This is a genomic window from Xanthomonas protegens (assembly GCF_038442435.1).
GTDB lineage: Bacteria > Pseudomonadota > Gammaproteobacteria > Xanthomonadales > Xanthomonadaceae > Xanthomonas_A > Xanthomonas_A sontii.
In genome coordinates, this window is sequence record NZ_JAQJCQ010000026.1 from 14,024 (window position 1) to 27,784 (window position 13,761).

At 69.5% G+C, this 13,761-nt stretch carries 12 protein-coding genes; 6 read left to right on the plus strand and 6 right to left on the minus strand.

Annotation, left to right across the window (positions count from 1 at the left end; all coding sequences use genetic code 11):
* Nucleotides 1-222: 222 nt before the first annotated feature.
* The 3 genes from PIQ37_RS20115 to dnaG all read left to right on the plus strand — a co-directional run bounded on the left by PIQ37_RS20115 (nucleotide 223) and on the right by dnaG (nucleotide 3,541).
* Entirely contained in the window at nucleotides 223-669 is a 447-nt protein-coding gene (locus PIQ37_RS20115; RefSeq protein ID WP_342074825.1) for a GatB/YqeY domain-containing protein, read from the plus strand.
* Nucleotides 670-810: 141 nt separating this feature from the next.
* Complete coding sequence (locus PIQ37_RS20120) at nucleotides 811-1,725, plus strand: YihY/virulence factor BrkB family protein (protein WP_342074826.1); 915 nt, start codon at nucleotides 811-813, stop codon at nucleotides 1,723-1,725.
* A gap of 73 nt (nucleotides 1,726-1,798) precedes the next feature.
* Nucleotides 1,799-3,541 (plus strand): DNA primase, encoded by a 1,743-nt coding sequence (gene dnaG, locus PIQ37_RS20125; RefSeq protein WP_342074827.1) that lies wholly within the window; start codon nucleotides 1,799-1,801, stop codon nucleotides 3,539-3,541.
* A gap of 102 nt (nucleotides 3,542-3,643) precedes the next feature.
* Here the strand turns inward: dnaG and PIQ37_RS20130 are convergent, their stop codons facing one another.
* Nucleotides 3,644-4,852 carry a lipase family protein gene (locus PIQ37_RS20130; protein ID WP_342074828.1) on the minus strand — a complete coding sequence of 403 codons (1,209 nt, stop codon included), beginning with the start codon at nucleotides 4,850-4,852 and terminating at the stop codon, nucleotides 3,644-3,646.
* Nucleotides 4,853-5,101: 249 nt separating this feature from the next.
* On the opposite strand from PIQ37_RS20130, the gene PIQ37_RS20135 reads away from it, so the two are divergent.
* Together PIQ37_RS20135 and PIQ37_RS20140 are read left to right on the plus strand one after the other, a co-directional pair.
* On the plus strand, nucleotides 5,102-6,091 hold the full coding sequence (locus PIQ37_RS20135; RefSeq protein ID WP_342074829.1) for a bile acid:sodium symporter family protein: 990 nt from the start codon (nucleotides 5,102-5,104) through the stop codon (nucleotides 6,089-6,091).
* Nucleotides 6,092-6,292: 201 nt separating this feature from the next.
* Nucleotides 6,293-7,879 (plus strand): thioredoxin family protein, encoded by a 1,587-nt coding sequence (locus tag PIQ37_RS20140; RefSeq protein ID WP_342074830.1) that lies wholly within the window; start codon nucleotides 6,293-6,295, stop codon nucleotides 7,877-7,879.
* A gap of 168 nt (nucleotides 7,880-8,047) precedes the next feature.
* Here PIQ37_RS20140 and PIQ37_RS20145 read toward each other — a convergent pair whose 3' ends face one another.
* From PIQ37_RS20145 to PIQ37_RS20165, 5 genes are all read right to left on the minus strand, one after another.
* Nucleotides 8,048-9,784, minus strand: a complete 1,737-nt coding sequence (locus PIQ37_RS20145; protein ID WP_342074831.1) for a methyl-accepting chemotaxis protein — start codon at nucleotides 9,782-9,784, stop codon at nucleotides 8,048-8,050.
* Nucleotides 9,785-9,872: 88 nt separating this feature from the next.
* Nucleotides 9,873-10,766, minus strand: a complete 894-nt coding sequence (cyoE, locus tag PIQ37_RS20150; RefSeq protein WP_342074832.1) for a heme o synthase — start codon at nucleotides 10,764-10,766, stop codon at nucleotides 9,873-9,875.
* Nucleotides 10,763-11,926 carry a COX15/CtaA family protein gene (locus tag PIQ37_RS20155; RefSeq protein WP_019799724.1) on the minus strand — a complete coding sequence of 388 codons (1,164 nt, stop codon included), beginning with the start codon at nucleotides 11,924-11,926 and terminating at the stop codon, nucleotides 10,763-10,765. Before PIQ37_RS20155 ends, cyoE begins: the two co-directional genes overlap by 4 nt.
* Nucleotides 11,927-11,936: 10 nt before the next feature.
* Complete coding sequence (locus PIQ37_RS20160; RefSeq protein ID WP_342074833.1) at nucleotides 11,937-12,512, minus strand: hypothetical protein; 576 nt, start codon at nucleotides 12,510-12,512, stop codon at nucleotides 11,937-11,939.
* 27 nt (nucleotides 12,513-12,539) lie between these two features.
* A complete protein-coding gene (locus tag PIQ37_RS20165) occupies nucleotides 12,540-13,298 on the minus strand; it encodes an SURF1 family protein (protein WP_342074834.1) in 759 nt (252 codons plus the stop codon).
* A gap of 30 nt (nucleotides 13,299-13,328) precedes the next feature.
* On the opposite strand from PIQ37_RS20165, the gene PIQ37_RS20170 reads away from it, so the two are divergent.
* A complete protein-coding gene (locus tag PIQ37_RS20170; protein ID WP_010341612.1) occupies nucleotides 13,329-13,547 on the plus strand; it encodes a twin transmembrane helix small protein in 219 nt (72 codons plus the stop codon).
* The last annotated feature ends 214 nt before the right edge of the window (nucleotides 13,548-13,761 follow it).

The following is a 13,761-nucleotide window of genomic DNA, read 5'->3' on the forward strand; positions in this document are numbered from 1 at the left end:
TGTGCCGGTTTCGGCATCCGCTACGGTAAGCCCACGAAGCCGGCACGCGCAAGCGTCGCCGGCTTTTTGTGCGTCTTCCGCCTGGGCCAGGCGCTCCGCCCCCCGCGGGGCATCGGCCCCATCCCTGTTCCTCGGCACCCGCGTGCCGCCTCGGCCACGGCCAGCGCCAGCGCGCTTGCCTAGAATGCCCTTCCCCCTGTTCTCTTCCCTGTGGAGCCCCTCATGACCCTCAAGCAGCAGCTCACCGACGACATGAAGGCCGCGATGAAGTCCGGCGACAAGCACAGCCTGGGCGTGATCCGGCTGATCAACGCCGCGATCAAGCAGAAGGAAGTGGACGAGCGCGTGGAGATGGACGACGCCGCGGTGATCGCGGTGATGGACAAAATGGTCAAGCAGCGCAAGGACTCGGTGAGCCAGTACGAGGCCGCCGGCCGCGACGACCTGGCCCAGGTGGAGCGCGAGGAGATCGTGGTGATCGAGCGCTACCTGCCGAGCAAGATGGGCGAGGCCGAGATCGTCGCCGCGATCCAGGCGGCGATCGCGCAGACCGGCGCCGCTGGCCCGGCCGACATGGGCAAGCTGATGGGCGTGCTCAAGCCGATGCTCGCGGGCAAGGCCGACATGGGCCAGGTCTCGGTGCTGGTCAAGCAGCAGTTGGCCGGCTGACCGCACCGATACGTTAGCGCGCGCGGCGGGCTTCACCCGCCTTTCGGCGACGGGCTGCTACAACGCCGGGAAGCCCGCGCCCCCTTCTGCGCGCAGTGCGGGACCGGCGTTGCGACGCCGCGCGCCGAAGGTCCCGCGCCCATGTCCATGCCCCTGTCGTCCGATCGCCTGCACAAACATCTCGACCGCCTGCAGCAGAGCCTGCCGGCTGCGCTGGTGCGGCGCTTCGTCGAGATCGACGTGATGACCCAGGCGGCGTCGCTGTCGTTCTACGCGCTGCTGTCGCTGGCGCCGCTGCTGGTGCTGCTGCTGTGGCTCACCGCCTCGCTGTATCCGCAGGCGCAGGAAGCGTTGATCGCGCAGATCGGGCAACTGGCCGGGCACGGCGCGCGCGAAGTCGCGCAGACGGTGATCGACAACGCCAAGAACCAGCCCAGCGTGGGCTCGCTGGCGGGGCTGTGGAGCACCCTGCTGCTGTTCGTCGGCGCCACCGCGGTCTTTGCGCAGCTGCAGAACGCGCTGAACCTGATCTTCCGCACCGATAAGCAGCGCCTGGACGGCATCATGGCCTGGCTGAAGAAGCGCGTGTTCTCCTTCGGCGTGGTGCTGGGGCTGGGCTTTCTGCTGCTGATCTCGATGATCCTGACCACCGTGCTGCAGGTGGTGTTCGCACGGATGCCGTCGGTGCTGCCGGCGGTCGGCTATGTCTCGACCCTGGCGATCTACGTGCTGGCCTTCGCCGTGCTCTATCACTACCTGCCCGACCGCCGGGTGGAATGGCGCCAGGCCATCATCGGCGGCGCGATCACCGCCTGCCTGTTCGTGGCCGGGCGCTACGCGATCGGCCTGTACATCGCCACCGCCGCGCCGGGCAGCGCCTACGGCTCGATGGGCGCGCTGGTGATCCTGCTGGTGTGGATCTACTACGCCACCGTGGTGTTCTTCGTCGGCGCGCTGATCACCGCGGTGATCGACGAGCGCCTGCGCTCGCACAGCAAGCTCGTCGCTGCCGGGATCGACCCGCGCAGCGCTGCGCAGGCACCACCGACGCCCTGACCGCACGCCGCTGAACCACACGCAGGCCGCGCGCGGCCAGCGTGACGGCGCATGCGCATGGCATCCTATGCGGATGGCCCGCATCCCCGACGCATTCATCGACGACCTGCTCGCACGCACCGACATCGTCGAGGTGATCGGCACGCGCGTGCCGCTGAAGCGCCAGGGCAAGGAATACGCGGCGCGCTGCCCGTTCCACGACGAGCGCTCGGCCTCGTTCACGGTGTCGCCGACCAAGCAGTTCTACCACTGCTTCGGCTGCGGCGCGCACGGCACCGCGATCAGCTTCCTGATGAACTACGACCGTCTCGAATTCCTCGACGCGGTCGACGAGTTGGCCAAGCGCGCCGGCATGGAGATCCCGCGCGACGCCCAGCAGCGTGGCGCCGCCCAGGCCGCCGGCGACGATCACCGCGACCTGTACTCCGCGCTGGAAGCGGCGGCCAAGTTCTTCCAGCGCCAGTTCGACGGCAGCGAGAAGGCGCGCGCCTACCTGGACGGCCGCGGCGTGGACGCGGAGAACCGCGCGCGCTTCCAGATCGGCTACGCCCCGGACGGCTACGGCGCGCTCAAGGACGCGCTGGGCACCGACGAGCGCCGGCTCAAGCTGCTGGACCGCGCCGGGCTGTTCTCCAAGAACGACCGCGGCCACGTCTACGACAAGTTCCGCGACCGGGTGATGTTCCCGATCTTCGACCGCCGCGGCCGGGTCATCGCCTTCGGCGGCCGCGTGCTCGACAAGGACGACGGTCCCAAGTACCTGAACTCGCCGGAGACCGCGCTGTTCCACAAGGGCCGTGAACTGTACGGCCTGTGGCAGGTGCGCCAGGCCAACCAGAAGATCGAGCGGCTGATCGTGGTCGAGGGCTACATGGACGTGGTCTCGCTGTTCCAGTTCGGCGTCACCCAGGCGGTGGCGACGCTGGGCACCGCGACCACGCCGGACCATGCCGAGCTGCTGTTCCGCAACGCACCGGACGTGTTCTTCTGCTTCGACGGCGACGCCGCCGGCCGCCGCGCCGGCTGGAAGGCGCTGGAATCGGTGCTGCCGCGGATGAAGGACGGGCGCCAGGCGTTCTTCCTGTTCCTGCCCGATGGCGAGGATCCGGACACCATCGTGCGCAAGGAAGGCGCCGCGGCCTTCGACGCGCGACTGGTCCAGGCCACGCCGCTATCGCAGTTCTTCTTCGACGAACTCTCGCGCGAGATCAACCTCGGCACGCTCGACGGCAAGGCGCGCCTGGCCGAACGCGCGAGGCCGATGCTGGCGCAGATTCCCGACGGCGCCTTCGGCGACCTGATGCGCCAGCGCCTGGCCGAACTCACCGGCATCGGCGCCGCCGCACCCGCGGCCGCCACGGCCGCGGCGAGCCGGCCGCCGCCGCGCGCGCCGCGCCCGGCGCACAAGCGCAGCCTGGTGCGCGAGGGGATCGTGCGCCTGCTGCAGGCACCGTCGCTGGCGCTGGACCTGCCGCCGCCCTACCCGTTCGCCGGCCTGCGCCTGCCCGGCATCGAGCTGATGATCGAACTGCTGCAGATCGTGCATGCGCGCCCGGAAATCACCACCGGCGCCCTGCTCGAACACTTCCACGAACGCGAGGAACTGGCCGCGCTGCAGAAGCTGGCGGTGCAGGAAATCGCCGGCGAGACCGCCAGCTGGCGCCAGGAACTGCACGACGTGGTCGTGCAGCTGGAAAAGCAGACGCTGCAGCAGCGCCTGGACGAACTGCAGGCCAAACAGCGCGCGCAAGGTTTGGACGAGACCGACAAGTACGAGCTGCGGGAACTGTTGAAGGCGCGTGCGGGGCTGCATTAGCTGCGATGCGCCAATGCTTCAAGCATCGGCGCCAGCCACGCAATGTAGGTGGCCGGCGCGATGCCAAACATCGTCCCTGCAGCCAGCCGTCGGTCAAGACAATCAGCCGCCCGCAGCAGCGGTGGACGCTGTGAACGCCGCACGATCCTTTGCCTGTAGCGCGCGTATGCCGGCAGCAGCCTCGTCCAGACGGGTCGCCTGCACCTGCAACAACGCATCGGTATCGATCTCCTCACTGCGCAGCGCGTAACCCAACGGCACGACCGGCTTCAGCCAATCGGCGATCAGCGTTTGGTATGCGGTTCCGTGCTGGATTGCCATCTGCTTGAGAAACGCGAATGTGTCCGTCGGCGGGGAGCCGCTGCGTGTCCCCTGCAAGGATTGATTCGCGATCTGGCTATAGGTGATGCCGGACGCCAGCGCATTGATCCGCGCCAGGAAGACGAACGCCTCCACGCCCGGAATCGTTCCGTTGTCGTAGATGTGAGGGATCTCGCTCAGCATCTCCGTTACCCAGGCATGCGGCACCACGTCGAGCGTATTCCACATGTCGTGATTCCATGCCTGATACGGCTTCTCGCCGATGGTCGGCGGCGGCAGCATCTGTGCGCACACTTCCGCGAACGCCGCATTTCCCGGCGTGGCGCCAGCGGTGGCATAGCAGTACACATCCTTGCAACCTGCAAGCAGGCCTCTGCTCTTGAACCAGGTCGCCATGGTCGGCGACAACGCGCCGCCCAGGCTATGCCCGGTGAAGATCACCGTTGCGCCGCTTTGCTGCACGGTTTTCAGGAACGCGTCGAGCGTTGTGCCGGGGGCCGCCGCCGAGGCGGGACTCACCATATTGAGCAGGTGCCAGACACCCAGGGCGGTCCCCATGGAAACGACGGGGGTATTCGGCAGAATCAGCTTGCCCGCCGCAACGGGTCGAGACGACGCCAACGGGTCGTATTTCGCGAATTCGACCGTGGAAGCGACGTCGAAATCCTCCACCAACCAATCGTAGGGCGAAGACGGATTGGTCGCGCAGATCGCCACCACATACACATCGCCGGCAATGCCATTCACGTCGCTCGACTTGGCGACGAACATCGCGTTATCCGAGCGCACCGAATCCTTCGCTTGCCAGATTTGCGGTCCCCACACCACGTCCCAGGTACCGATCGCCGTTTTTGCCGGCTCCGAACCGAGCGTTGCATGCAACACCCGTTGATAGTCGGCCTGTATCGCCGAGGCGACGCCATGCCGGCGGCTGACCCAGTTGGCCAGGCTCGAAAGCGCGAAAACGGTCTGATACTGGTCGTACGACATGTGCAAGCTCCTGGTCCGTGGCAATGCCTGGAGGAGCGGGAAGCACAAACGCGTGCACGACGCGCCTGCGTGCCCGGCGCGCTCCCCATCGACCGGGTGGCCGCAATCTAGCAAGCTGCCGGTACGCGCATTTGACCGAAACGGCCGGCAGCGCAACATGTCTGCGAGTTGTCTACGCAGTGCGTCCGGATTCGCGTGCGGGCGCCATGCTTTCTAAAATGCACCACTCCCCCCGCTCGACCTTTCCCGATGATCAAGTCCTGGCTCGCGCGCCTGCGCATCGAACCCTTCACCCTGGCGCTGCTGTGCACGGTGCTGCTGGCCTCGCTGCTGCCGGTGCAGGGGCGCGCGGCGGCGGTGATGGACGTGGTCACCGATCTGGCGATCGCCGCGCTGTTCTTCCTGCATGGCGCGCGGCTGTCGCGCGAGGCCATCGTCGCCGGCGCGCTGCACTGGCGCCTGCACCTGACCATCTTCGCCGCCACCTTCATCCTCTTCCCGCTGCTGGGCCTGCTGTTCAAGCCGCTGTCGCACTGGCTGCTGACCCCGGACCTGTACATCGGCGTGCTGTTCCTGTGCACGCTGCCGTCCACGGTGCAGTCGTCGATCGCCTTCACCTCGATGGCCGGCGGCAACGTGCCGGCGGCGGTGTGCAGCGCCTCGCTGTCGAGCCTGCTCGGGGTATTCCTGACGCCGCTGCTGATGGGCGTGCTGACCGACGCACAGAACGCCATGTCCAATCCGCTGGAGGCGATGGGCAAGATCATGCTGCAGCTGCTGGTGCCGTTCGTCGCCGGCCATCTGCTGCAGCGCTGGATCGGCGGCTGGGTCGATCGCCACCGCGCGGTGCTGCGCTACACCGACCAGAGCACCATCCTGCTGGTGGTGTACACCGCGTTCAGCGCCGCGGTGGTCGAAGGCCTGTGGCGCAAGACGCCACTGCCGGCGCTGCTCGGCGTCGCCGTGGTCGGCGCGGTGCTGCTGGCGCTGGCGATGGCGCTGATCACCTTCGGCGCACGGCGCCTGGGCTTTTCCCGCGAGGACGAGATTCCGATCGTGTTCTGCGGCTCGAAGAAGAGCCTGGCCACCGGCGTGCCGATGGCCAAGGTGCTGTTCGCCAGCGGCAGCCTCGGCGCGATCGTGTTGCCGGTGATGATCTACCACCAGATCCAGCTGATCGTCTGCGCGGTGATCGCGCAACGCTACGCGCGCGCGGCGAAGGCAGAAGCGGCCGGCTAGCGGCGAACGGCAAGGGGCGGTGGCGGGCGCCGGCAGGCACGCCGCGCGGACGCGCCCGCAAGCGCGTGTCATGCGCCGCGCAGCACCTGCACGGGCGGCATATGCAGATGCGCAGCCGGCATGTGCGATGACGGCGGTGGCTGCGTACAGTAGACGGCCGGCACGGCCGGCGCCGTGTCTCCCTCCCCACCCGGTGCCCACATGAGCCGCATGTTCCGCCGTTCCGCGACGATCTCCGCCAGCCTGGCCGCGCTGCTGGCGCTGAGTGCCTGCCAGCAACCGCCCGCGCCTGCCGCGCCCAAGGCCGCCCCAGCGGCACCTGCCGCCGACAGCGCCGGCATCGCCTGGCGCGAGGGCGACGTCGACGACGCCTTCGCCGAAGCGCGCGAGCACGACAAGCCGGTGCTGCTGTACTGGGGCGCGGCCTGGTGCCCGCCCTGCAATCGGCTCAAGGCCACGCTGTTCAAGGACCCGGCGTTCATCGCCCGCACCCGCGCCTTCGTCGCGGTGCACCTGGACGGCGATTCGGAAGGCGCGCAGGCCTGGGGCGAACGCTTCGGCATCAAGGGCTATCCGACCATCATCGTGCTGCGCCCGGACCGCAGCGAGATCACCCGCCTGGCCGGCGACAGCGATACCGTGCGCCTGGCCGAGGCCCTGCGCGTGGCCGCGACCCGCACCACCACCTCGGCGCAGTTGTTGCAGCAAGCGCTCAAGGCGCCGGCCACGCTCGGCGCCGACGACTGGACCCTGCTCGGCGAATACGGCTGGGCGGTGGATGCGGCCCAACTGGTCAAGCCGGGTCAGGCGGCGGACGTACTCACGCGCCTGGCCGCGGCCGCGCCGCAGCCTGCCTTGCAGCGCCGTTTCGCGTTGCTGGCGCTGGCCGCGCAGGATCCGGCCAAGGCCGCCTCTGTGGACGCCAAGCACCGCGCCGCCGCCCACGATCTGCTGCAGGCGGTGCTGGCCGATCCGGCCGAAGTGCGCGCCAACCGCAGCACACTGACCTATGCGGCGCGCGAGCTGGTGCAGGCCGCGGCCAGCGACGCCGCCGAGCGCAACACGCTGTCCGCCGCCCTGACCCATGCGCTGGACCAGGTCTACGCCGACAGCAGCCTGCCGATCAGCGATCGCCTGGACACCGCCGCCGCGGACATCGCCTTGGCACGCCTGGCGCAAGGCCAGCCGGCCGATGCCGGCGACGGACCGCATCCGCCGTTGCCGCCGGCGGTGGTCGCCAAGGTGCAGCAGCGTGTGCAATGGGCCGAGCAGGCCGCCACGACCGACTACGAACGCCAGTCCACGATCAGCAGCGCCGCCGGCCTGCTGGACGAGGCCGGCGACAGCGCCGGTGCCGAACAACTGCTGCTGGCCGAGCTTCAGCGCAGCAAGACGCCGTATTACTACATGCCGGAACTGGCCGGCCTGGCCGAGGCGCGCGGCGACAAGCAGACGGCGCTGTTCTGGCTGAAGAAGGCCTACGAGAGCGCACAAGGCCCCGCCACCCGCGTGCAGTGGGGCGTGCTCTATGTCGATGGGCTGGTCCGGCTGCAGCCGGACAACGCGACGGCGATCGAGGCGGCCGCCGGCCAGGTGATCGGGGAGTTGGCCGGCCAGCCCGACGGCTATCACCAGCGCACCCGGCAGCGTTTCGACACCCTGGCCAAGACCCTGCAGGCCTGGAGCAAGGGCCACGACGGTAGCGCGGTGCTCGCGCGGCTGCAGCACAAGATGCAGCAAAGCTGCGGCAGCCAGGCAGGCGACACCTGCCAGCATTGGTTGGGGTGAGGGCGCAAGACGCGCCACCGGCCGCATCACGCATCCACGCGAGCAAGACCGCTGCGCCGGCGCCGTCGCAGTCCCGGCATCGGCACTGCGACGTTGCACCGCGGCGCGCAGGCGGTCGCAACCGCCTTGCGCTGGCGGCGCGCGAAACGCGCGCGCCGCCGGCTCCGGTCAGGCCGCCACGCGGACCGGCGCCACCGGCTGACCGGCGCCCTGGCTGCCGGGGCGTCGGCCGCTGCTGGTATGCGCATTCAGGCCTTGCGCCTGCCCTTCCAGCGCGCGCGCGGCTTCGGCCATCTTTTCCACCAGCGCCGCGTTCTGCTGCGTGGCGGTATCCATCTGCACCACGATCTGGTTGACCTGGCCGATGCCGGCGCTCTGCTCGCGGCTGGCGCCGGCGATGTCGGTCATGATGCGCTGCACTTCGCGCACCGAGCCGAGCAGTTCTTCCATGGTGGCGCCGGCGCGTGCGACCAGCGCCGAGCCGCGATCGACCTGCTCACTGGAACCGGCGATCAGGCCACGCACTTCCTTGGCCGCATCGGCGCAGCGCTGGGCCAGGCTGCGCACTTCGGTGGCGACCACGGCGAAGCCGCGGCCCTGCTCGCCGGCGCGCGCCGCTTCCACCGCCGCGTTCAAGGCCAGGATGTTGGTCTGGAAGGCGATGCCGTCGATCACGCTGATGATGTCGGCGATCTTGCGCGACGCGCTCTCGATGCCGGCCATGGTCTGGACCACGTCGCGCACCACGTCGCCGCCGCGCTGGGCGACGTCGCTGGCGCCGTCCACCAGGCGGTTGGCGTGGCCGACGTGCTCGACGTTGCGCTGCACGGTGCCGGTGATCTCTTCCATCGAGCTGGCCGCCTCTTCCAGCGCCGCGGCCTGCTGCTCGGTGCGCCGGGCCAGGTCGCTGTTGTCGTCGACCATCTCCGCGGCGGCCGTCTGCAGGGTGTGCGCCGCCTCGCCCAACTGGCGCGCGGCATGGATGTCCAGCAACGCGCCGACCGCGCGCAGCGGGGTGCCGTCGGCGGCGCGCTTGGTCAGGCCACGCGCACGGAACCAGCGGTACTCGCCGTTCTTCAGCTGCAGGCGGTATTCGACGTCGAAGCCAGTGCGGCCGGTGCGGTCGTTGAGGTGGGCGGCGAACGCGTTGAGCGCGAGCTGCGCGTCTTCCGGATGCAGGCGCGAGGACCAGCTGTCGAGCACGTTGGGGAACTCGGCCTCGGAGGCGAAGCCCAGCAGCGAACGGAACTGGGCCGACCACCAGAACTCGTTGGACGGATTGATCGGATCGCCGGCGACCACGCTCATGTCCCACAGGCCGTCGTTGAGCATGTCCGCGCCCAGCTCGAAGCGGGTCAGGACCACGTCCAGGAACGCCTCGCGCTCGCGCCGCTCGGTGATGTCGGTGAGCGCGCCGGCCACCCGCAGCGGTAAGCCCTGGGCGTCGCGCTGGGTGGTACCGATCGCGCGGAACCAGCGGTACTGGCCATTCTTCAGCTGCAGGCGGTAGTCCACGTCGTACGGGGTCTGGCCGCTGCGGTCGCCCAGGTGCTTGGCGAACGCGTCCAGCGTGGCCTGCTTGTCGTCCGGATGCAGGCGCGAGGCCCAGCTGTCGAGCACGTTGGGGAAGTCGAGCTCGGAGGAGAAGCCCAGCATCGCGCGGAACTGCGAGGACCACCAGAATTCGTTGGCGGGGTTGATCGGATCGCCGGCGATCACCCGCATTTCCCACAGGCCGTCGGTGGTCGCCTTGGTGACCAGGTCGAAACGGACGTGCATGTCGTCCAGATTGGCGAGGGCACTGTCGGCCTGCGCACGGGCGCGGTCACGCTCGGCCTCGGCCTCGCGCAGGCGCTCGGTCAGTGCCTGCAGCTTCGCCGCTTCTTGCTTGCTCTTGCCCCACATGGATGTCTCCGCGGCTTTGCCGATTTTGGTCGTTCGTTCGGTAACGACCGCGACCGGCAACACTTGAGCGGAGGGCTGAACGCGCGGTTCAGGTGATCCAGTGATCGACCAGGAGGAACGCGAACAGCGCCATCAGGTACACGATGGAGTAGCCGAACATGCGCATCGAGAACATCTCGTCCGGCGGGTCGAGCATGCGCCAGGCGTACCAGAGGAACACCGCGTCCAGCACCAGGGTGCCGCCGAGGTAGAACACCCCGCTCATGCCCACCGCCACCGGCAGCAGCGTCACCACCACCAGCAGCACCGTGTACACCAGGATCTGCCGGCGGGTATGCGCCACGCCATGGGTGACCGGCAGCATCGGGATCGAGGCCTTGGCGTAGTCGGCGCGGCGGAAGATCGCCAGCGCCCAGAAGTGCGGCGGCGTCCACACGAAGATGATCAGCACCAGCAGCGAGGCATAGGCCCAGTCCCACTGGCCCTGCATGCCGGTGATCGCGGCCCAGCCCAGCAGGGGCGGCGCCGCGCCGGCCAGGCCGCCGATGACGATGTTCTGCGGCGTGGTGCGCTTGAGGAACACCGTGTAGATCACCGCATAGCCGATCAGCGAGGCGAAGGTCAGCACCGCGGTGATCCAGTTGACCCACACCACCAGCACGGTCATCGACAGCGCGGTCAGCAGGGTGGCGAACAGCAGCACCTGCCACGGCAGCACCTTGCCCACCACCAGGGGGCGCCAGGAGGTGCGCGCCATCTGCGCGTCGATGCGCGCGTCCAGCAGTTGGTTGATCGCCGCCGCCGCCGAGGCCGCCAGCCAGATGCCGAAGAAGCCGAGCAGGCCGGTGCGCACCTGCGCCCAGGTCGGCAGCCCCGGGATCGCCAGGCACATGCCGACCAGGGCGGTGAACACGATCAGCGCCACGACCTTGGGCTTGGTCAGGTCCCAGTAGTCGCGCCAATGGACGCGGTGCGCGCTCATTGCGGCGCCCGCAAGCGCGCCAGCAACGACACCAGCACGAACAGCAGCGCCACCGCGCCGGCGTTGTGCAGCACCGCCACCGGCAGGGGGAGCGCGAGCTTGACGTTGAGGATGCCCAGGCACACCTGCGCGACCAGCAGCAGCGCCAGCGCCACGGCCCAGCCGCGCATGCCCGGCGTGCGGCTCAGGCGCCAGCTCAGCCACAGCAGGTAGGCCGCCACCACCATTGCCATCATCCGGTGCGCCATCTGGATCGCGATGCGCGCCGCGCCGTCGAGCACGCCGCCTTCGTAGTCCACGCCGATGCCGCGCCACAGGGTGAAGCCCTCGCGGAAATCGTGCGGCGGCCACCACTGGCTGACGCAGCGCGGGAAGTTGTCGGCCGACCAACTGCCGCCGCCGCAGGCCAGCGCCGCGTAGTTGGCGCTGACCCAGCCGCCCAGCGCGATCTGCAGCACCAGCACCGCCACGCCCAGGCGCAGCAGCCACTTCAGCCGCGGCGCATCGGCCAGGGTGATCGGCAGGTGGGTGGCGCGCCAGGCCATCCACACCAGCAGCGAGAACATCAGCAAGCCGCCCAGCAGATGCCCCATCACCACGATCGGCTTGAGCAGCAGGGTCACCGTCCACATGCCCAACAAGGCCTGGAAGATCACCACCGACAGGGTCAATACCGCGGCACGGGCAAGGTCGTCGTTGGACCAGCGCAGCGCCGCCAGCAGCAGGATCGCCTCGCCGCCCACCGCCACCAGCATCGCCAGCCCCGGCCAGCCGGACATATACAGTGGGATCGACAGCGCCACCAGCGCCGCCGCCGTGACGATCTGGGCGATGCCGAGCCGGCGCCGCCGCGCCGCCAGCAGCGACAGCACCAGCACCTCCACACCCAGCGCACCGGCCAGGAAGCGGTGGATCTGCTCGCGCCAGGCCTTGTGCGTCTCCAGCGGCCGGATCTTGCTGGCGGCATGGGTGTCGGCTTCGGCACTGGTCTGCGGCCAGGTGATGCGGCCGTAGCAGGTCGGCCAGTCCGGACAGCTCATGCCCGCATCGGACAGGCGCACGAACGAGCCGAACATGATGGTGCTGGCGGTGAACAGCGCCGCCAGCCAGGCCATGCGGTGGAAATGCCGGAACAGCGCCGGGCGCGCGAACAAGGTCATAGGGAGCGGCTCACAGGAGTTTCAGCAGCTTCGCCAGGTCCGCACGCAGCCCGGCCGGGTCGAACCCGGGGGCATAGCGCAGCACCACGAAACCGTTCGGATCGATGACGTAGACCGGCACCCCGGCCGCATCGCGCACCCGCGGCAGCGCCGCCAGCAGGGCCGGATCCGCGCGCAGCGCCTGCACCTGCGGCAGGGCCTGGGCGGCGGCTGGCGGCGTGCCGATCCACAGGATCTGCACGTGGTCGGCGTCGTGGCCGAACAGCTGCCAGACCTTGTCCAGGTCGCGCGCCAGCGCATCGCAGGCGCTGCCGCAGTCCGCCGGCGGCGCCAGCGCGATGCGCCATAGCCGCCGCTGCGGCTCCCAGGCGTAGACGTGGCCGTCGGCCAGCCGCGGCTGCAGCGCGCGCAGGTCGGCCGGCGGCTGCAGCAGTTCGCCGTGGTTGCGGCTGGCGGACGGCTGCCAGCCGGAAAAGCGCAACGCGCCGGCGACCAGCATCGAGCCGAAGAACAGGACGAACAACACGATCAGCGGCCAGCGGCCGCGTGCGGCCGCCGGGCGCGGGGCCGGGGTGGGAGCATTCATGCCGGGGATTTTCTCATGCGCGCGCGCTCAGCGCCCGCCCCGTCCCCTGCGCGCGCGCCAGCTGAGCAGCGCCGCGGTGACCAGCACCGCCAGCGCCAGGCCGAACCATTGCACCGCGTAACCCAAGTGGCGCTCGGGCGGTAGCGTGTTCGGCAACAGGTCCAGGTCGCGCGGATAGCCCAGCGGCAGGGCCGGATCCAGGCGCAGCACCTGCGACAAAATGTCGCGGCGGCCGAGCGCCTCGCCGATCGCTCCCGGCTCGATGCGCATCGCCAGCCAGCGCTGCGGCGACGGCGCCGCGACCAGCGCCGGACCCAGCGCCAGTCCATGCGACGGTGCCGGTCCGAGCAGGCCGACCAGCGTGTAGCGGCCCTGCAGCGGCGCCGGCTCGGGCAGCGCGCGATCGGCCGGCAGCGGCAGCCAGCCCAGTTCCACCAGCAGCGGCGCCGCCGCGCCGTCGGCCAGGAACGGCTGGTACACCTTCACCCCGCTGCGGCCCTGCCGCAGCTGGTTGTCGAGCAGGATCTGGCCGGGCAGGAAGCGGCCGGCGCCATGCACCCAGCGCAACTGTCCCGGCGGCGTCGCGCGCAGCGCATCGGCCAGCGTCTGCGGGCGATCGCGCACATGCGCCGCCTGCGCCAGCAAGGCCTGCTTCTCGTGCATGCGCTGCAACTGCCAGCGGCCGAGCATGCAAAAGCACACCGCCACCGCCAGCGCGACGCTCCAGCCCAGCCACAGCGGCATGCGTCGGCGCGCACCAACGCGCAAGGCAGCGGCGAGGGTCATAATGCGGACACACCATGTGCCGAGACGCCCATGAACGACTCGCTGAAGACTTTGCTGATCGTCGCGTTCCTGCTGCTCATCCTGTGGAACCTGGGCGCCGGCCTGTACTACCTGTTGGTGGACCGCGGCCAGAGCAAGCGCACGGTGAACGCGTTGACCTGGCGCATCGGCCTATCGGTGTGCCTGATCCTGCTGGTGATCCTGGGCATCTATACGGGAGTGATCAAGCCCCATGGGCTCGGGCGGTAGACGTTGCTTTCGGGATTCGGGATTCGGGATTCGGGATTCGGGATTCGGGATTCGATAGCAGCATGCCGTCCGCACGGGCACTTTGCACGCGAGCAATCCAGTCAAAGCGCCTACGAGATGAATTCGCCGTAGGAGCGGGGTGAGGCCCGGCCCGGTTTATGGGAGGGGGGGCGGGCGGAACCGCGCCCGGGAGAAGGGCAAGTCGCCCCCCAAC

Excerpts from the sequence above, each read along its gene's own strand:
- PIQ37_RS20145 (WP_342074831.1), bottom strand. The coding sequence starts at position 9,784 with ATGTGGGGCAAGAGCAAGCAAGAAGCGGCGAAGCTGCAGGCACTGACC.
- PIQ37_RS20165 (WP_342074834.1), bottom strand. The coding sequence starts at position 13,298 with ATGACCCTCGCCGCTGCCTTGCGCGTTGGTGCGCGCCGACGCATGCCG.
- PIQ37_RS20160 (WP_342074833.1), bottom strand. The coding sequence starts at position 12,512 with ATGAATGCTCCCACCCCGGCCCCGCGCCCGGCGGCCGCACGCGGCCGC.
- cyoE (WP_342074832.1), bottom strand. The coding sequence starts at position 10,766 with ATGAGCGCGCACCGCGTCCATTGGCGCGACTACTGGGACCTGACCAAG.
- PIQ37_RS20170 (WP_010341612.1), top strand. The coding sequence starts at position 13,329 with ATGAACGACTCGCTGAAGACTTTGCTGATCGTCGCGTTCCTGCTGCTC.
- PIQ37_RS20140 (WP_342074830.1), top strand. The coding sequence starts at position 6,293 with ATGAGCCGCATGTTCCGCCGTTCCGCGACGATCTCCGCCAGCCTGGCC.
- PIQ37_RS20135 (WP_342074829.1), top strand. The coding sequence starts at position 5,102 with ATGATCAAGTCCTGGCTCGCGCGCCTGCGCATCGAACCCTTCACCCTG.
- PIQ37_RS20120 (WP_342074826.1), top strand. The coding sequence starts at position 811 with ATGTCCATGCCCCTGTCGTCCGATCGCCTGCACAAACATCTCGACCGC.
- PIQ37_RS20130 (WP_342074828.1), bottom strand. The coding sequence starts at position 4,852 with ATGTCGTACGACCAGTATCAGACCGTTTTCGCGCTTTCGAGCCTGGCC.
- dnaG (WP_342074827.1), top strand. The coding sequence starts at position 1,799 with ATGGCCCGCATCCCCGACGCATTCATCGACGACCTGCTCGCACGCACC.
- PIQ37_RS20115 (WP_342074825.1), top strand. The coding sequence starts at position 223 with ATGACCCTCAAGCAGCAGCTCACCGACGACATGAAGGCCGCGATGAAG.
- PIQ37_RS20155 (WP_019799724.1), bottom strand. The coding sequence starts at position 11,926 with ATGACCTTGTTCGCGCGCCCGGCGCTGTTCCGGCATTTCCACCGCATG.